This is a genomic window from Arthrobacter sp. 08Y14, from assembly GCF_002929455.1.
GTDB lineage: Bacteria > Actinomycetota > Actinomycetes > Actinomycetales > Micrococcaceae > Arthrobacter_B > Arthrobacter_B sunyaminii.
Genome location: NZ_PJIX01000001.1, coordinates 230,401 through 247,199 on the forward strand (window position 1 = coordinate 230,401; position 16,799 = coordinate 247,199).

Annotated in this window: 16 protein-coding genes and 1 tRNA gene; 8 read left to right on the forward strand and 9 right to left on the reverse strand. The window is 65.8% G+C overall.

The window, feature by feature from the left end; genetic code table 11:
• Window positions 1–6: 6 nt before the first annotated feature.
• The 4 genes from CXR03_RS01025 to CXR03_RS01040 are packed head-to-tail and all read right to left on the reverse strand — an operon-like array spanning window position 7 to window position 3,938.
• Window positions 7–1,116: a hypothetical protein gene (locus CXR03_RS01025; protein WP_104101384.1), complete on the reverse strand. Its 1,110-nt coding sequence runs from the start codon at window positions 1,114–1,116 to the stop codon at window positions 7–9.
• Window positions 1,100–1,480, reverse strand: coding sequence for a chorismate mutase (locus CXR03_RS01030; RefSeq protein ID WP_104101385.1), 381 nt, complete (start codon window positions 1,478–1,480; stop codon window positions 1,100–1,102). The genes CXR03_RS01025 and CXR03_RS01030 overlap by 17 nt, the downstream gene beginning before the upstream one ends.
• 59 nt (window positions 1,481–1,539) lie before the next feature.
• A complete protein-coding gene (gene mnmA, locus CXR03_RS01035; RefSeq protein WP_104101387.1) occupies window positions 1,540–2,694 on the reverse strand; it encodes a tRNA 2-thiouridine(34) synthase MnmA in 1,155 nt (384 codons plus the stop codon).
• Window positions 2,691–3,938 (reverse strand): cysteine desulfurase family protein, encoded by a 1,248-nt coding sequence (locus CXR03_RS01040; protein ID WP_104101389.1) that lies wholly within the window; start codon window positions 3,936–3,938, stop codon window positions 2,691–2,693. The genes mnmA and CXR03_RS01040 overlap by 4 nt, the downstream gene beginning before the upstream one ends.
• 57 nt (window positions 3,939–3,995) lie before the next feature.
• Between CXR03_RS01040 and CXR03_RS01045 the strand changes: the two genes are divergently transcribed.
• From CXR03_RS01045 to CXR03_RS01070, 6 genes are all read left to right on the forward strand, one after another.
• Window positions 3,996–4,754, forward strand: coding sequence for a uridine kinase (locus tag CXR03_RS01045; RefSeq protein ID WP_219816186.1), 759 nt, complete (start codon window positions 3,996–3,998; stop codon window positions 4,752–4,754).
• Between the two features lie 153 nt (window positions 4,755–4,907).
• The gene (locus CXR03_RS01050) at window positions 4,908–5,870 is read left to right on the forward strand and encodes a J domain-containing protein (protein WP_181034461.1); all 963 of its coding nucleotides are present in this window, start codon (window positions 4,908–4,910) and stop codon (window positions 5,868–5,870) included.
• Window positions 5,871–5,892: 22 nt separating this feature from the next.
• Entirely contained in the window at window positions 5,893–6,360 is a 468-nt protein-coding gene (locus CXR03_RS01055) for a tRNA (cytidine(34)-2'-O)-methyltransferase (protein WP_104052564.1), read from the forward strand.
• An 8-nt stretch (window positions 6,361–6,368) separates the two neighbouring features.
• Window positions 6,369–7,169, forward strand: a complete 801-nt coding sequence (locus CXR03_RS01060) for a class I SAM-dependent methyltransferase (RefSeq protein ID WP_104101392.1) — start codon at window positions 6,369–6,371, stop codon at window positions 7,167–7,169.
• A gap of 117 nt (window positions 7,170–7,286) precedes the next feature.
• Entirely contained in the window at window positions 7,287–7,937 is a 651-nt protein-coding gene (gene sigK / locus CXR03_RS01065; RefSeq protein ID WP_104101394.1) for an ECF RNA polymerase sigma factor SigK, read from the forward strand.
• Window positions 7,930–8,721, forward strand: coding sequence for an anti-sigma factor (locus tag CXR03_RS01070; protein WP_104101396.1), 792 nt, complete (start codon window positions 7,930–7,932; stop codon window positions 8,719–8,721). The genes sigK and CXR03_RS01070 overlap by 8 nt, the downstream gene beginning before the upstream one ends.
• Before the next feature lie 191 nt (window positions 8,722–8,912).
• Here the strand turns inward: CXR03_RS01070 and CXR03_RS01075 are convergent, their stop codons facing one another.
• The 4 genes from CXR03_RS01075 to CXR03_RS01090 form a co-directional block, all read right to left on the reverse strand.
• Window positions 8,913–9,671, reverse strand: a complete 759-nt coding sequence (locus tag CXR03_RS01075) for a PIG-L deacetylase family protein (protein ID WP_104101397.1) — start codon at window positions 9,669–9,671, stop codon at window positions 8,913–8,915.
• Window positions 9,672–9,675: 4 nt separating this feature from the next.
• On the reverse strand, window positions 9,676–10,620 hold the full coding sequence (locus tag CXR03_RS01080; protein ID WP_104101399.1) for an electron transfer flavoprotein subunit alpha/FixB family protein: 945 nt from the start codon (window positions 10,618–10,620) through the stop codon (window positions 9,676–9,678).
• A 56-nt stretch (window positions 10,621–10,676) separates the two neighbouring features.
• On the reverse strand, window positions 10,677–11,525 hold the full coding sequence (locus tag CXR03_RS01085; protein WP_104101401.1) for an electron transfer flavoprotein subunit beta/FixA family protein: 849 nt from the start codon (window positions 11,523–11,525) through the stop codon (window positions 10,677–10,679).
• A gap of 171 nt (window positions 11,526–11,696) precedes the next feature.
• Window positions 11,697–13,214, reverse strand: coding sequence for a S1C family serine protease (locus CXR03_RS01090; protein ID WP_104101403.1), 1,518 nt, complete (start codon window positions 13,212–13,214; stop codon window positions 11,697–11,699).
• A 259-nt stretch (window positions 13,215–13,473) separates the two neighbouring features.
• Here CXR03_RS01090 and CXR03_RS01095 point away from each other — a divergent pair, with 259 nt between their 5' ends.
• Together CXR03_RS01095 and CXR03_RS01100 are read left to right on the forward strand one after the other, a co-directional pair.
• A complete protein-coding gene (locus CXR03_RS01095; protein WP_104101404.1) occupies window positions 13,474–15,513 on the forward strand; it encodes a TPM domain-containing protein in 2,040 nt (679 codons plus the stop codon).
• Between the two features lie 105 nt (window positions 15,514–15,618).
• Window positions 15,619–16,359, forward strand: a complete 741-nt coding sequence (locus CXR03_RS01100) for a PspA/IM30 family protein (RefSeq protein WP_104052573.1) — start codon at window positions 15,619–15,621, stop codon at window positions 16,357–16,359.
• Window positions 16,360–16,698: 339 nt separating this feature from the next.
• Here CXR03_RS01100 and CXR03_RS01105 read toward each other — a convergent pair.
• Window positions 16,699–16,775, reverse strand: a tRNA-Met gene (locus CXR03_RS01105).
• Window positions 16,776–16,799: the final 24 nt, after the last annotated feature.

Consider the following 16,799-nt stretch of genomic DNA (forward strand, 5'->3'; position numbering starts at 1 on the left):
AGCCGGTTAAGTTCCGGTGCCCCAGCCCTCGGCGGCCACCTGGGACAGCGCTTGCGCAGTCTGCGTGAGCCGGCTCAGGACCTTCCGGGCGGCCGACGGCGATACCTCCGCCAGCTCTGCGGCCGGTGTCAGGCGAAGCGCCGGAAGCACGTTGGCTGACAGACCGATTTTGGTCCACGGCCGCAGTACATCCTCCACCAGGGCTTTCACTTGGCGGGGCTCAGCGTTCCCTGCCGGTTCCGGCAGGATCCCCAGCCACAGCGACTTTCCGCTTTCGACCGCTTCCGCAATTCCTTCCCAGTCCGCTCCGGTAAGCCCGGCGGCAGGCAGGGCCGCGCCGGTTGCGCCCGCCCCCAGTGCCAGCGCAAAAGGTGTCTGGGCTCCGGGGCGAAGCACCGCGGAGCGTCCGGTCTCCGGCAGGCGCAGGACGATCTGCTCAGCACCTGCAAGGGTCAGTGCCTCCATGAGCTGGGCCCAGGCGGATGACACTTCCGTGGCCGGCACGGAGCGCAGTGTCCGGTAGCCGCTGGCCGTGGGAATGGCGCCGCCGAGAATTTCGGCGATGTCGGGCTCATCGAGCTGGACGATAATGCCGGCGTCCGGCGCGGCTGTGCGTGCACGCGCCACATAGTCCGCTGCGCCTGCGGTGAGTGACTGCAGCAGTTCCCGTCGGGCTCCGGCGTCAGAGAGGGCACGTTCCCCGTTGTGCAGGTAGAGACCGGCGGCCAGGGACAACGGACCGCGCAGTGAAATCTTCAGCTGCCTGCCCGGGGATTCCTCGGCACCCACAACATCGGCGAGGGCATTGAGATCCTGGCTCAGCAGGGAGACTGCCCTGCGGTGGTCCTTTCCAGCCCGGGGCACCAGGCGCCAACCGTGCGGCTGGAGGTCCACGGCGAGGTCCACGAGCAGTGCGGCGGTCCGCCCCAGGGCGTCGGCACCCGGACCGCGGTGCGGCAGTTCCACCAGGAACGGAAGATGCGGCGCACCTAGCTCACCGCGGATGATTCGGGTGGCTTCCACCGGGTCATTGCCCGGCCACGACCCAAAGGCAGTGGCCGTGACGGTGGTGGATTCCGGCTGCTTAGTGTCCGTCTGGTTAGAGTCCTGCTGCATTGCTGTTGCCGCCGTTGTGGTTGTCGGAGATCGCCTGGTGGTGCCGGATGACCTCGCTGATGATGAAGTTCAGGAACTTTTCCGCGAAGGCCGGATCCAGGTGGGCGTCCTCGGCGAGCCGGCGCAGCCGGGCGATCTGGGCCACTTCCCGTCCCGGGTCAGCAGGCGGCAGATCGTGCTCCGCTTTCAGGTACCCCACCCGCTGGGTGGCCTTGAAACGTTCCGCGAGGAGATACACCAGAGTTGCATCGATGTTGTCGATGCTGCTGCGGACAGCCAGCAGTTCCTGCATAACGTCGTCGGATATTTGACCGGCAAGGGAACTGGCAGCGGGGTCGAACTCATCTGCGGATGTTTCAGTCATGGCTCCAGTCTAGAGTCCGGCCCGCGTGCGGCAGAGCACGTTACGCCGGTCCGCCCGGATCAGGACACCGCGGCGGGATCCCATTCCAGCGAACGTGCCGAATCGATCGTGGCCTGGCCCAGGACACGGGTGCCCTGGTAGATCACCATGGACTGGCCCGGAGCAACGCCGCGCATCGGTTCGTTCAGTCGGACGACAAGCTCCTCGCGGACGCCGCCGTCGGATTCTGCGGAGGCAACATCTTCCATCCAGCCGCGGGCGGCCACGGGATCGCCGTGGGCGCGGACCTGGACCATGCAGTCAAACTGGGTGCGGGCGGCAATCTCGGGGATCGGCAGACCGGCCCAGGAGATCTTGATGCCGCGCATCTGGTCGATGTTCAGCAGCTTCTCCGGCCCCACGACCACCTTGTTTTCCTTGGGCCTGATTTCCAGCACGAAGCGGGGCTTGCCGTCATCAGCCGGACGGCCCAGCTTCAGGCCCTTGCGCTGGCCCACGGTGAAGGCGTTGGCTCCGGGGTGCGTGCCGATCTTCTCGCCGGAGGAATCGACAATGTCGCCCTCCGTCATGTCGATGCGCTCTTCGAGCCAGCCGCGGGTGTCGCCGTCGGGGATGAAGCAGATGTCGTGGCTGTCCGGCTTGTTGGCCACGGACAGGCCCCGCCGTTCGGCTTCAGCCCGGACCTCGGCCTTGGACGGGGTTTCGGCCAGCGGGAACATGGAGTGCTTGAGCTGTTCGTGCGTTAGCACGCCCAGCACGTAGGACTGGTCCTTGGCCCAGTCCGCGGCGCGGTGCAGCTCCGGATTCCCGTCGGCGTCGGTGATCACCTTGGCGTAGTGGCCGGTGCAGACGGCGTCGAAGCCCAGGGCGAGTGCCTTTTCCAAGAGGGCGGCGAATTTGATCCGCTCGTTGCAGCGCATGCAGGGGTTGGGGGTGCGGCCGGCGGCGTACTCCGCGACGAAGTCATCCACCACGTCTTCCTTGAACCGCTCGGAGAAGTCCCACACGTAGTACGGGATGCCCAGGATGTCGCAGGCCCGCCAGGCGTCGCGCGAGTCCTCGATGGTGCAGCAGCCCCGGCTGCCGGTGCGCAGGGTGCCCGGCATGCGGGACAGCGCCAGGTGGACGCCGACGACGTCGTGCCCGGCTTCCACTGCTCGTGCTGCGGCTACGGCGGAGTCCACTCCGCCGCTCATTGCTGCCAAAACCTTCATGAAGTAAAACCTGTTCCTGCTGTTTGGATGCTGCTGACGTGGGAAGCCATACCGGCCTTTTTGGCCCGCTCATAGGCTTCGGGAAGTGCGTTCAACAAGGTGTCAACGTCTGCGGCCGTTGTTGTATGCCCGAGGCTGAAACGCTGCGCACCGCGGGCCTCGGTCTCACTCAGTCCCATGGCCAGCAAAACGTGTGAGGGCCGGGGAACTCCCGCCGTGCACGCCGAGCCGGTGGAGGATTCCACCCCGGCCAGATCCAGGAGGAACAGCAGCGAATCGCCTTCGCAGCCCGGAAATGTGAAGTGGGCGTTGCCCGGCAGCCGGCGTGGCCTGCCTTGCTGGTCGGTATCCCCGTTGTGATCCTCTTGTGCGCCCCGAAGCACCGCGTCCGGAATTTCGCGCTCCACCCCGGCGATCAGCGTGTCCCTCAGGTTCCGCAGGCGGGCGGACTCAGCGGGAAGGTTTTCCGTGGCTTCACGGGCTGCAGCGGCGAAGGCCGCAATTCCGGGGGTGTCCAGGGTTCCGGAGCGGATATCCCGCTCCTGGCCGCCGCCGTGCATCACCGGCGTGAGTTTCACGGCCCGTCCAACGACGAGCGCCCCGACCCCCACCGGTCCGCCGATCTTGTGACCGCTGATGGCCATGGTGTCCACACCGGCCGCCCGGAAGTCCACCGGCAGTGCACCGAACGCCTGCACGGCGTCGGTGTGCACCGGCACCCCGTACTCGTGCGCCAGCGCAGTGAGAGCGGGAATGTCCTGGACCGTGCCCACTTCATTGTTGGCCCACATGACGGTCAGCAGGGCAGTGGTGTCCGCATGGGCGGCAAGCTCGGCCCGGATGGCTTCCTCGGAGACCACGCCGTCCTGATCCACCGGCAGCCATACCACCGTGGCACCCTCATGCTTTTCCAGCCACTGGACGGTGTCCAGGACTGCATGGTGCTCAATCGGGGAACAGAGGATCCGGGTGCGGCGCGGGTCGGCATCGCGCCGGGACCAGTACAGCCCCTTGACGGCCAAATTGTCCGCCTCGGTTCCGCCGGAGGTGAAGATGATCTCCGAGGGGTGGCAGCCTGCGGCGGCGGCGAGCGCTTCGCGCGATTCCTCCACCACCATCCGGGCGCGGCGGCCGGAGCCGTGCAGCGAGGACGGATTGCCGCTGCGGCTAAGTTCTGACGTGAGTGCGGCGAGGGCCGAGGCCGAGATAGGCGTGGTCGCCGCGTGATCTAGGTACACGGGCACCTGATCATTCTAACGGGGATCGCAACCGATGCCGATTGGAACTGACACAATGCCTCTGTGACCACTCCGCCTCCCCCGCCGGCGCTCCCGGTTTGCCCTGTGCCTGTCCGCCGGGCTGTGCTCCTGCAGAACCTGGCGGCAGCCTTGTCCGGCAGGTCCCCCGGCTGCCGGGTATTCGCGGCGGTGGACGGCGTTGACGGCTCCGGGAAAACAACCTTCGCAGACGCCCTGGCTGCCGAACTGGCCGGTGCCGTGAACCCACGGCCGGTGATCCGGGTGTCACTGGATGACTTTCATCACCGCCAGAGCATTCGGTACCGGCGCGGCCGACGTTCGGCAGCCGGCTTTCGCCACGATTCCTACAACGTGGAACAGTTTCGGGCCTACGTCCTCGACCCGCTGAAGCCGGGAGGCGGCGGGAGCTACCGGCCCGCCGGGCACAGCCTCGTCACCGACGCCGTCCTGTCTCCGCCCGAGCTGCCCGCCCCCGCCAACGCCGTCGTGCTGGTGGACGGGCTCTTCCTGCACCGCCGCGAACTGGCGGCGGAGTGGGATTTCTCGGTGTTCCTCGACGTGCCGTTTCCCGTGACCGCGGCTCGGATGGCTCAGCGCGACGGAACACCGACGGATCCGAATGATCCGGCCATGCACCGGTATGTGGACGGCCAGCGGCTCTACTTCGCTGACACGGATCCAGCGGGCCGGGCCACGGTGGTCGTGGACAACACCGATCCGGACCGCCCACGGGTCATCCCCGCTGCCGCGGCGAGTTATCACTCTGTCCGCAGAGTTGCTTCGTCCCTCCGGGAAACATAGTTCACCGTTCCAGCGTTATAGCTGGTGCAGCCTTATGGCTGCAGGTTTGGCCCCTGACGCTGCCAACCTGAGAGAATGCAACCGCTGTGAAACCTGCGGCGCCATCCGCGCGCTGTGCCTGCCGGGTCTTCCGGCCCAATGAGAGGATCCGCTGTGAGCCCGTCGCCCAAGACGCTGTATGAGGTTTTGGGTCTTGCCCCCTCGGCCACAACGGACCAGATCAAGACGGCCTACCGCAAAGCCGCACGCGCCACCCACCCGGATCACGGAGGCAGCGCCGAAACGTTCCATGTCATCGCCGAGGCGTACGAGGTGCTGTCCAACCCGGAGCAAAAGGCGGCGTATGACCTGAGCCTGGGCCGCGGCTCCGGCGGGCGGCCCGGAGCCGCCTCCAAACCGGCGTCCTCCGCCCGCACCGGCTACACCCGCGGCGGATCACCTTCCCCCGACGAGGTCCTGGCCAAGACCCCCCGCTTCGTCCCGGACTTCTCCCCCGGTTCCCCGCCGGTGCTGCCGCTGGCGCTGGCCGGACAGCAGGTCCACGGATCCCCCCGCAAGCCCGGGTTCATGGCGCGCCTGGGCTCCGGTGCGGGCGCCCGGTACGACGGCGAGGTCCTCACCATTCGCCTGCTTGAACGCACCCTGCTGCCGGATTATCCGGCAGGACGGCTGGTCAACGGCCTGCACCTGCCGGACCGCTCTCCCCGCGGCGGCAACCTCAACGTGGGCCATGTGCTCCTGGGCGGCTACCGGATGGCCGTCCTTGAATCCCAGGTTGCTTCTCCCGGCAATTACAGCTGGGACGGCCGGCACCTGCGCTACCGCGGCAGGGAGGTGTCCATTGGCCGGCTTCCGGATGCCGTGCGCACCTTCCAGGACCGCTTCCCGGAGTGCAACGTCAGCGGCTGGGTGGTGCTGCACAGCCCCAACGGCAATCCCTTTGAACCCGTGATCGACTATCCGCCGTCGCTGAGCCGCAGCGCCCCCGCCATGGTTCACGTCGCCAATGCCGGAACCCTCCAGCGCGAACTCAAGCGGTTCTTTAGCGAAGGACCGCAGGCCAACGTGGTGCAGCTCCCCGTGCTTGGCGGACTCCTCGATGCAACGGTCCGATAGCTGCCGGGCTTAGGATGGGGTTGTGTTCCGCATCCTCTTCCACACCCCTGAAATCCCCGGCAATACCGGCAATGCAATCCGCCTGGCCGCCATTACCGGGGCCGAACTCCACCTCGTTGAGCCCCTGGGCTTTGAGCTGGAGGATTCCAAGCTGCGCCGCGCGGGGCTGGACTATCATGACCTGGCCGTCCTCCACGTGCATCCCACCCTGGAGGCCGCGTGGAAAGCCCTTGCTCCGGAACGGGTCTATGCCTTCACCTCCGACGGTGACACGTCCTACACGGACATCGCCTATCAGCCCGGCGATGTGCTGATGTTTGGCCGCGAATCCGTGGGACTGCCCGAAGAGGTAAAGCAGGACCCGCACGTTACCGCGCGCGTCCGCCTGCCCATGCTGCCGTCTCTGCGCTCCCTGAACCTTGCCAACTCCGCCTCCATCGCCGTCTACGAAGCCTGGCGCCAACACGGCTTCGCAGGTGCCCAGCTCTAAGGACTCCCATGCCCGAGATCACGATTGGCGCCGCGTTCGACGACGGCGCCGCCGACTTTGAGCGCCTGGCACCTTCGCTCTGGAACCCGATGGGCAACGCCCTGGTGGCAGCTGCCGAGATTGAGGTTGGCCACAGCATCCTGGATGCAGGCTGCGGCACCGGAGCAACCACCATCCCCGCGGCACAGTACGCCGGCCCGGGCGGGCGGGTGGACGGCGTCGATCTTTCGGCACAGATGCTGGCCCTGGCCCAGGCGAAAGCCAGCACCCTGTCCCTCGAGAATGTTGTCCTGCATCTGGGCGACGCCGGTGCGTGGACCGGAGATGAGCCGTACGACGTCGTGCTGTCCGCCTACTCGATCTTCTTCCTTCCGGACATGGACAAGGGAGCAGCACACCTGGTCTCGAACCTGCGTCCGGGCGGCATGCTGGCCCTGAGCACGTGGGCCGAAGGTGCCCTGAGCCCGTTTACTGATCTTTTGGTGCAGGAATGCCGGCGCGAGCGGCCCGAGCTGACGGGGCTGATTTCCGGGGCACGGGACAACACTGAACGCCTGAACACGCCGGAGAAACTTACCGCTTGGCTCGAGGGTTTCGGACTCCAGGACATCAAGGTTCTCTCCACTCCGGCGCAGGTCCAGCTCAACCAGTCCCTGGCCTGGTCGCTGGTGATGGGCAGCGGACTGCGCTTCCTTCTGCCGGAGGACGAGGAAGCGGCGGCAAGGGTGAAGACCGCCTTCCTGGCACAGTTGGGTGAGGAGTACAACCTGAATGCCGATACACTGATCGCCTCCGCCCGCCTTCCCTAGAATCCTTCGGGAACTGCCGCAGGGAGACCGCCCCATCCATTCCGGCTCCGGCAACGAATAGGGGGCATGGAAACTCAGGGAGCCGCAGCCACGGGTTTCCCCCTATGCTGGAAGCCTATGGACAAGCCGAACCAGGGACGGCCCTCCGCCGCGCAGGCCTCCATTCCGGAGCGCGCCGCCGAAGCCGCGCAGAACCACGGGCAACCGCCCGTCCCCCAGCCTTCGCTGGAGTCACTGCTGGCGGGGATTGCCGGCGGCAGCCGTGGCGATTTCGAGCGCTTCTACGCACTGACATCACGTCGTGTCTACGGGTTGGCCCGCCGGGTGCTCATTGATGCCGAGCTCAGCGAGGACACCACGCAGGAGGTCTACCTGCAGGTGTGGACCAGCGCCTCCCGCTTCGATCCCGCAGTCGGTTCGCCCCTGGCCTGGCTGCTGACGCTTGCCCACCGCCGCGCCGTTGACCGGGTCCGTTCCGAACAGAGTTCCGCCAACCGGGAGGCCCGCTTCGGCGCCGCCATGCAGGAACCGGACTATGACAATGTGGCGGACACCGTCGCTCAGCGACTCGATGCCGAAGCGGTGGTGGAGTGCCTGGAGTCATTGACCGACACCCAGCGGGAATCGGTTCGCCTCGCCTACTACGGCGGATTCACCTACCGCGAGGTCGCGGAAAAACTGAATGCCGCAGTGCCAACCATCAAGTCGCGGATCCGCGACGGACTCATACGACTGAAGAAATGTCTGGGGGTGCCCGCAAATGCCTGAAAACAGCTTTGATGCCTCCTCAGATGCCCTCTACACAGACTTGGCCGACGGCCGGCTGCTGGAATGGGCTGAGGTTTACGCCCTGAACGCCCTGCCCGACGACGACCGGCAGGCAGTGGATGCCGCCCTGGAACAGGCAGACCCGGGCGTCCGCCGGTCCTTCCTCCAGCGTGTCTGGGCCACGCGCGAAGCACTGGCCGGCGGCTACCGGGCCGAAGCCGCTCCGCCCGAAGACCTTTTGCAACGGATCATGGCCCGGTTGCCGGAGCAGGAGGATTCCGCTCCCGCTCCGGATCCCGGCGACGAGCTTGCCGCCCGCCGCAGCCGCCGCTCACCCCTGGGCCGCGCCGGCCGCTGGATCCTTGCCGGCGCCGCAGCCGCCGCAATCATTGTGGGAGGCGTGACCGTCAGCAACCTCGGACAACCCGATTCGGTGAGTGAGGAAGTGCTGCAAGCTTCCGACGTGCAGCAGCGCACCATTGACCTACCCACCGGAGGCACCGCGGAAGTGGCCACTTCCAAGGGCGAGGACGCCGCCGTCGTCACACTCAGCGGTGTCCCGGCCCCGCCTGAAGGATCGGTCTACCAGATGTGGCGCGTCCCGGCCGACGGATCCGATCCGGTGTCGGTGGGTGTCATGACAGGCGAGGAAGTCTCCGGAACCAAGGCCACGGAGCTAACGGACATTGATCCCTACAGTGCGGTGGCGTTGACGGTGGAGCCCGACGGCGGTTCGCCGACTCCCACACCGCCCATCCTGTTGGTCATCCCCTTCGCGGCCTGAGACCCCTTGCCGGCAGGGACCGGCAGCAGGAACTTCTGCAGGAGGCCCGAGCCATTAACCCGGAGCTTGCCGCCTACCTGGCTGAGGCCATCGGTGCCTGGGCCGAGGCAAACCTGTAACGGATCAAGGACCCCTTCCACCGGTACAGCACAAGGACGGCTGCGGTCGGCAGGAGGGAGCCGGCGCAGACGTCAGAACCCGGCGATGGTCTGCTCGGTGTTGACTCCCACCACATGGAAAACTTCGGCACTGGCACCGTCGGGGAGCCCAAAACGGCGAGCGTTATCACGAAGCATGGACTTCACCGCAGCTTCCATCCTGCCAATGTCCGGATGCTGGCTGGCATGTACCCGGATCGCTGCCAGTTTCGTTTCAACCAGCCCGCTGATATCCACGGCATGGTTTTCCCGTTCCCGCGGAGCACCGTAAAACCATAGCCACGGGACCTTGAATGCTTCCAGGCCCTGTTCCGCCAGCCGCGGGAAGGCAAACGGATTCTCAGCCGCCGGATATACCGCCCGGGTAACGATCTCGCCGCAGGCCAGATGGTCTGGATGGCTGGCCTGGATGCGGTCCCAGTTGCGTTCGGGATGCATGGAAAGCACGACGTCGGGCCGGACTTCGCGGATCAGCGCGACAACCTGCTCCACCACTTCGGGGGTTACCGCCAGGAAGCCGTCGCGTTCACCCAGGAATCGGATGTCCCGCACACCTGCGAGCTTGGCGGCTGCCTGCTGTTCGCTGCTGCGCAGCTCCGTTACTTTGTTTCGGTCTCCGGGCTCGAAACCGCCGGCGTCACCGGCGGTCATGATGCAGTACGTGACCTCGGCGCCTGCCGCGGTCCAGCCCGCCACGGTTCCGGCGGCACCGAAGTCGATGTCGTCCGGATGGGCGGCGAAGGCCAGCACACGCTGCACCCGGGGAACCTCTTGTTCCTGTGCCTGAGTCATGGAATCAGGACCTGCGCTTCTTGATTTCCTCGGTGGCCTGCGGCAGGACTGAGAACACGTCCCCAACGATTCCGAAGTCCGCAATTTCAAACACGGGTGCATCGGCGTCCTTGTTGACCGCCACAATGACCTTTGCCGTCTGCATTCCGGCTTTCTGCTGAATGGCACCGGAGATGCCTGCCGAGATGTAGAGCTGCGGAGAGACTGTCTTCCCGGTCTGGCCCACCTGGGCGGAGTGTTCAATCCAGCCGGCGTCGGTGGCTGCACGCGAGGCGCCCACGGCACCGCCCAGTGCGTCCGCGAGGTTTTCCACCGGCGTGAAGTCACCGTCCATTCCACGTCCGCCCGCCACAATGACCCTGGCTTCGGAGAGTTCGGGACGTCCGCTGACCCGTTTCTCGGTGCGGCCCGTGACCCGTGCAGCGGGACCGGCGTCGGGGACGGCAACCCGGCGGCGTTCCGGAGCCGCGGGAGCCTGCGCCGGAACCGGCTCAACGCTGTTGGCTTTCACCGTGATGACGGGAATTCCGGCCTGTACCCGGCAGGTGGAGGTGTAGGACCCGGCCAGCACCGATTTCGTCACTGAAAAGTCCGGAGCAACGGCCACGGCGTCCGTAATGACTCCGGAACCCAGTTTTATGCCTGCACGGGCCGCTACCTCGCGGTCCTCGAAGGAATTCCCCAGCAGCACCCCTGCAGCGCCTGCGCTTTGCGCGGCTTCGGCCAGGAAGGCGGCCTTGGCAGCGATCAGGACGTCCGGCAGTTCCTCTGCGGGTTCGTAGACGGCTGCGACGCCGTAGTCCCCCAGAGCCTGCAGCGCCTCATCGCTGAGGGCACGGGGGCTGGCCACCGCAGGCTCCCCCAGCCCGCGGGCAATGGTCAGCAATTCGCGGCTCGCCCGCGGCAGCGGCAGGCCCGGTACATCGATAAAGACGAGGACAGAGGCCATGGTGGGCTCTCCTTAGTGCTTCGGGCGCAGCCGGGGCGACGCCGGTGAAAGGATTGTCAGATCAGTTTGGAAGCGGCCAGGAAGTCCACCAGTGCAACCCCGGCGCTGCCGTCGTCGGTAATGATGGTTCCGGCTGAACGCGGCGGCCGGGGCGCGGAGGCGGCCACGGAGGTCCAGGACCCGGCCAACCCTGTTTGCTCCGGGTCGATGCCCAAATCCTGCAGGGAAAGAACCGTGATGGTCTTTTTCTTGGCGGCCATGATGCCCTTGAAATTGGGGTAGCGGGGTTCGTTGGCCTGATCAGTGACCGAAACCAGTGCCGGCAACGGTGCTTCGAGCGTCTCCGAGAAGGAATCGCCGTCCCTGCGGGCACGGACCGCGGGAGCGCCGTCAACATCGCGCACCTCAATCTCGGAGGCAAAGGTGATTTGGGCCAGCCGGAGTCGCTCCGCCAGCTGCGCCGGAACCAGGGACGTCTCTCCGTCCGTGGACGCCATTCCCGTCAGCACCAGATCCGGCATTGCCGGGGCACCCGGCGCGCCGGCGGCGTGCTGCACTGCAGCGGCGAGCACCAGCGAAGTTGCCGCGGCATCGGACCCGGCCAGAGCGGCGTCGTTCACGTGAACACCCTGGTAGGCACCCATCTGCAGGGACTTCTTCACCGCGTTGACCGCGGCATCCGGACCCATGGTCAGTGCAGTCACCATGTTCCCGGCCGCCTGGCCCCCGCGCGCCTCGGCCAGTTGCAGCGCCGCTTCAAGGGCGTACTCGTCCAGCTCGGAGAGGATGCTCTCGGAACGGTCGAGCGTGTGAGCGGGACCGGAAAGGTGCCGGTCAAACTGGGCATCGGGCACGTGCTTTACCAGGACAACAATATTTAGCGGCCTGTCGGCTGATTCCTGCATGCGGAACCTTTCTGCGTGTGAGATCCTTCCGGACTCGGCTTCGCCGGGTCCGGGACCAGCCGCCGGGGCGGCAAACTTAAGCTAATCACACCGGGAGGCAGCCCCGTGCCCGGCCCCGAACACGGGCGGACCCGCCCTTCCCGAAGAAGAGCGGGTCCGTAGTGCATGGAGTTACTGATCTGCGGAGTTGCCCAGCGTCACGTCCGTGCTGTCGGTGCGGCCGCCGCTGGTGTAATCGATGGTGACCTTTGTGTCTGCTGCCTGCATCCGGATGGCGGCGGTCAGGGACTGCGCATCGGTGATCGGGATTCCGTTTACTGCCGTAATGACGTCACCCTTTTTGAGTCCTGCCCGGGCTGCCGGGGTTCCGCTGGCCGGGTTCTCGGCCACCTCGGCGCCCACGGTAAAGGCCGAGGAGCTGGAGGCCACCGCCGGAGTGACAGATACACCCAGGAAGCCGTGGGTCGCGGAGCCGTTGTCGATGATCTCATTGGCCACCCGTTCCGCGTAGCTCATCGGCACTGCGAAACCGACGCCGATGCTTCCGCTGTCCTCGCTGGCGGACGCAATGGCCACGTTGACGCCGATGACGTCGCCCTCCGTGTTTACCAGTGCGCCGCCGGAGTTTCCGTGGTTGATCGCCGCGTCCGTCTGGATGACGTCCAGATAGATGGAGCCTTGAGCCGTACTTTGGCTTTGGCTGGACCCGTCCGGCGGAGCGAAACGGAACCCGTTGCCGTCATTTTCCTCGCCCGTTCCGCCGTCCGCTGGGGATTCCGGGGCCGCGGAAGACTGAACGCTGATGGTCCGGTTCAGCGTTGACACGATGCCGTCCGTTACCGTGCCCGCCAGTCCCAGTGGAGCCCCGATGGCAATGACGGTGTCCCCCACATTCAGATCGTTTGAGTCGCCCAGGCTGGCCGGGGTCAGGTCGGACGCATCCACTTTGATGACAGCCAAATCGGAGACGGGGTCGGTTCCCACCACTGTGGCGGAGAAGACACGGCCGTCATGAGTCTGAACTTCGACGGACGGGGATGCAGCGGTCCCTCCCAGAGTGACTACGTGCGTGTTGGTCAGGATGTGTCCCTCATCGTCCAGGATGATCCCGGAACCAGTGCCGGAACTGCCGCTGGCGGAGACATCGATGGTGACAACGCTCGGCGAGGCTTTCACGGCGGCCGCAGTCACCGCGTTGACGCTGTCATCGTTGTTGACCACAACAGTCTGTGCCTGGCCTGTGCTTTGCGGAGAGGAATCGTTGTCCATCAGTGCGTCGGCGCCCACTGCAACGCCGCCGCCCAGCAGACCGGCCAGCACCATGCCCGTGATCAGGGTGCCGGCTCCGAACTTACGCGGCGAACGCTCCTGCGCCGGCTGGTGACCGGACCCGTAGGGATCCTGCCCGTAGCCGCCTGTCGGATAACCGCCGGTTGACCCTCCGCCGCCGTTACCGGTGGCGCCAAAGCTGCCGCCGTAACTGCTGCTGCCGGACGCCGACGGCGCATGGGCAGGCGGCTGCTGGGGCTCCTGTGGCTGAGCATGCCGGGCCGCAGCATCGGGGAACTGCTGGGTCTGACCCTCGTTTGCCTCACCCGCCGCTGCACCCTCGGAAGAAGCAGGCGGGGCAGGCGGACGGGGAGGAATCGGACGCTGCGGACCGTCGGTGCCCCCGTATTGCTCAGACATGTGCTGTCCTTTCCAAATCAATGTGCCCGTGGAAGTGTGAGGCTTCCTCAACTATGACAGTACTTTCTGTGACGATTGATGGAGGTTCCTGAACAGTTCCTGAAAGCTTGCCGAAAGACATCCAGCCTTCTCCATGGTGGACTCGGTATGTTGGCGAACAATAGAATCAAACCAGGAACCGGCCTTCCCCCGCGGAGGGACCGGTTCCGGCGGAACGAAGCACAGTTGCCACGCACCACACGATCCTGAGGACAAATTTATGCGGTTGAAGACCATGCGGCTAGCTGCCGTGCTCGGTTTGAGTGTCTCGGCGCTTCTGGTTCCGGCTGCAGCCGCTTCCGCGGTCCCTCCGGTGACCATTCCGCCCGGGCAGTTCCTGGTCGACGATGCCGGCGTCCTGGGCTCAGATGCCGGCGAGGTCAGCACCGCCATCATGGAGGTGCGGGAGGACAGCCGGTACACCCTCTATGTGGTCTACGTGGACGAGTTCACGAACCCCTCCGATCCCGCTGCCTGGGGACAACAGGTGGTCGAGAACGAAAACATGGGACAGCGCGAAGTGCTGCTCAGTGTTGCCACAGAGAGCAGGGAGCTTCAGGTTTCCGCTCCCGCAAATACTGAACTGACCGAAGAGCAGGGCAACGCCGTCTATGACGCGGCCACGGATGAGCTGTTCGGCAAGCAGACCATTACTTCAGCGGATTGGGCCTCTGCAGCGGTCAGCGCTGCCGATGCACTTGAGTCCGGCCGCACAGGTTCTTCCAGCGGCGCGTCTTCATCTTCCGGCGCCAGCCTTGCTCCGGTCGTCCTCATTGGCGGGATTATTCTGCTGGGCGGCGGCGCGGCCTTCCTGTTTGTCCGCAGCCGCCGCAAGGGCGCGATTGCAGCCGGACCGGATGCTTCGGGCCCCCGGGAGCCCGTGGACCCGCTGGATGAAATGAGCGTGGAAGACCTGCGCAAGCGTGCCGGCAGCCTTCTGGTGGCCGCGGACGACGCCATCAAGTCCAGCGAACAGGAACTCGCCTTCGCGATGGCCTCCTACGGAGACGACGCCGTCAAGACATTCACTGACGATCTGGCAGCGGCGAAGAACCACATGAGTGAGTCCTTCAAGATGCAGCAGCAGCTGGATGACCATATTCCGGATACGGAAGCCCAGCAGCGGACCTGGCTTAAGGACATCATCCGCCGCTGTGAAGCGGTCAACGAGTCGCTCCAGGCGCACAAGGAAGACTTCGACGCGCTGCGTGAACTCGAAAAGAACGCACCTGCGGCTCTGGGTGCGGCCCGGACCAGCGCACAGTCTGCGGGCGGGCGTCTGGCCGCTGCAGAGGCTTCCCTCACCGGGCTCCGCCAGCGTTATGCCGATTCCGCCCTGGCCCAGATCGCGGACAACATTGAACAGGCACGCCAGCGGCTTGAGTTTGTCGACAATGCCGAAGAAACAGCCCAGGCCAAGCTCGACGAAGGAGACACCGCCTCCGCCGTCGTCGCCGTCCGTGCCGCCGAGGAAAGCGTGCACCAGGCCAACGTCCTGCTGGATGCCATCGAGAAGACCGGACACGAACTCGACGCAGCGCGCAATGAACTGCAGCGTGCGGTCGCGGATGCCCGACAGGACCTTGCCCAGGCCCGGGCCTTTGCAGCCAACGGCGCCAACGCCGGACTGGCTGGACCGATGGCAGGTGTGGAAGCGGCGTTGGCCGCAATAGAGCGCGAGTCTTCGGACCGGAACAATCCCGTGGATCTGCTCCGTCGGCTGGAGACGGCCAACTCCCAGCTCGACAATGCGCTGGAAGGCATCCGGGACCGGCAGGAACAGGAACGCCGCGCACGGGATGCGCTGCAGCACGCTGTGATGTCAGCCCAGGCACAGATTTCTGGCACCTCCGACTACATCCGCGCCAGGCGCGGCGGTGTCGGCAGTGAGGCCCGCACCCGGCTGGCCGAGGCTGAGCGGAACCTGCAGCAGGCCATAGCCCTGCAGTCCTCGGACCCGGTCAGCGCCCTCGCTTACGCCCAGCAGGCCAACGCGCTGGCCGCGCAGGCAGCTGAGATGGCCCAGCAGGATGTCGACGGATTCGGAGGCGGCTTCGGCGGCGGCGGCGGAATGTACGGCGGCCGCGGCGGCGGCTCAGGCCTGGGCGGTGCGATCCTGGGCGGTATCCTGATCGATTCCATCCTGCGCGGCGGAGGCGGAGGCTTCGGCGGCGGAGGTGGCTGGGGCGGCGGCGGTTTCGGCGGTTTCGGCGGCGGTGGAGGCGGTGGAGGCTTCGACGGCGCAGGCGGGAGCTTCTAGGTTCGGGCTGTAAGCACAGCCGGTCACAGCAGGACGCAACATCAGTGAAGGTGCACCATCAGTTTTTTCAGCAGATTCAGTTCCACAAACCGAAAGGCAGACACCGTGGTAAAGCAGTCAATCTTTGGACGCATCACCCAGCTGGCCAAAGCCAACATCAACGCCATCCTGGACCAGGCCGAAGATCCGCAGAAGATGCTGGACCAGATGGTTCGGGACTACAGCAACAATATCGCCGAGGCTGAGAGCGCCGTTGCCCAGACCATCGGCAACCTGCGCATGCTTCAGGATGATTACAACGAGGACATCCAGAATGCCCGCAACTGGGGCAACAAGGCCCTTGCTGCCTCCCGGAAGGCTGACGAGTTCCGCGCCGCGGGCAACACTGCCGACGCGCAGAAGTTCGACAACCTGGCCAAGGTGGCAATTCAGCGCCAGATGGCGTCGGAGAACGAGGCCAAGGGTGCAGAACCCACGATCGCTTCGCAGGAAGAGATTGTGGAGCGGCTCAAGACCGGCCTGGACCAGATGAAGGGCAAGCTTAACCAGCTGCAGAGCAAGCGGGACGAGCTGATCGCCCGTGCCCGCAACGCGCACGCGCAGACCCAGATGCACGAAGCCATGAAGAGCATCGACGTCATGGACTCGACCTCGGAGGTTGGCCGCTTCGAAGAGAAGATCCGCCGCGAAGAAGCCCGCGTCCGCGGTGCAAACGAGCTCGCTGCGTCCAGCCTGGATGCACAGTTTGAGAGCCTTGAAGACCTGGGCGAGCAGACCGAGGTTGAGGCCCGCCTGGCCGCACTGAAGAGCTCCGGCTCCGGACAGTCCGCCATCGGCCAGAACTAAGAAAGCACTAAGCGCCGCTGCTCGCGGCGCTGCCGGCCTACGGGCGGCACTCCCCTGCGGGAGTGCCGCCCGTCTCCGTTTACCGGGGCTAAGCCACACCCCGGCGGAGAAGCGCGCGCTGGCGCAGGCCCAGCGGCAGCAGGACCACAGGAGAACGAACACCAGGCCCAGGGTGCCCATGGCAGTTAACATCAGCACGGCCGTGGTCAGCGCCGGCAGTAAGGAACCCTGCAAGAATCTGCACACCGTTCTGCCGGGGAACAGGGGCAGTTCCCGGAACGCAGAGAATCCCGGCTGGCATTTCTGCCAACCGGGATTCTCTGGTGTTTCTGTCTTACTTGGTTGCGGGGGCAAGATTTGAACTTGCGACCTCTGGGTTATGAGCCCAGCGAGCTACCGAACTGCTCCACCCCGCGGCGTGATAGTTAACTCTACCCGCC

What these genes read in the sequence shown, in the direction of transcription:
- CXR03_RS01095 (WP_104101404.1), top strand. Translation starts at nt 13,474, where the DNA reads ATGCGGTTGAAGACCATGCGGCTAGCTGCCGTGCTCGGTTTGAGTGTC.
- CXR03_RS01090 (WP_104101403.1), bottom strand. Translation starts at nt 13,214, where the DNA reads ATGTCTGAGCAATACGGGGGCACCGACGGTCCGCAGCGTCCGATTCCT.
- CXR03_RS01085 (WP_104101401.1), bottom strand. Translation starts at nt 11,525, where the DNA reads ATGCAGGAATCAGCCGACAGGCCGCTAAATATTGTTGTCCTGGTAAAG.
- CXR03_RS01080 (WP_104101399.1), bottom strand. Translation starts at nt 10,620, where the DNA reads ATGGCCTCTGTCCTCGTCTTTATCGATGTACCGGGCCTGCCGCTGCCG.
- CXR03_RS01060 (WP_104101392.1), top strand. Translation starts at nt 6,369, where the DNA reads ATGCCCGAGATCACGATTGGCGCCGCGTTCGACGACGGCGCCGCCGAC.
- sigK (WP_104101394.1), top strand. Translation starts at nt 7,287, where the DNA reads ATGGACAAGCCGAACCAGGGACGGCCCTCCGCCGCGCAGGCCTCCATT.
- mnmA (WP_104101387.1), bottom strand. Translation starts at nt 2,694, where the DNA reads ATGAAGGTTTTGGCAGCAATGAGCGGCGGAGTGGACTCCGCCGTAGCC.
- CXR03_RS01075 (WP_104101397.1), bottom strand. Translation starts at nt 9,671, where the DNA reads ATGACTCAGGCACAGGAACAAGAGGTTCCCCGGGTGCAGCGTGTGCTG.
- CXR03_RS01070 (WP_104101396.1), top strand. Translation starts at nt 7,930, where the DNA reads ATGCCTGAAAACAGCTTTGATGCCTCCTCAGATGCCCTCTACACAGAC.
- CXR03_RS01025 (WP_104101384.1), bottom strand. Translation starts at nt 1,116, where the DNA reads ATGCAGCAGGACTCTAACCAGACGGACACTAAGCAGCCGGAATCCACC.
- CXR03_RS01030 (WP_104101385.1), bottom strand. Translation starts at nt 1,480, where the DNA reads ATGACTGAAACATCCGCAGATGAGTTCGACCCCGCTGCCAGTTCCCTT.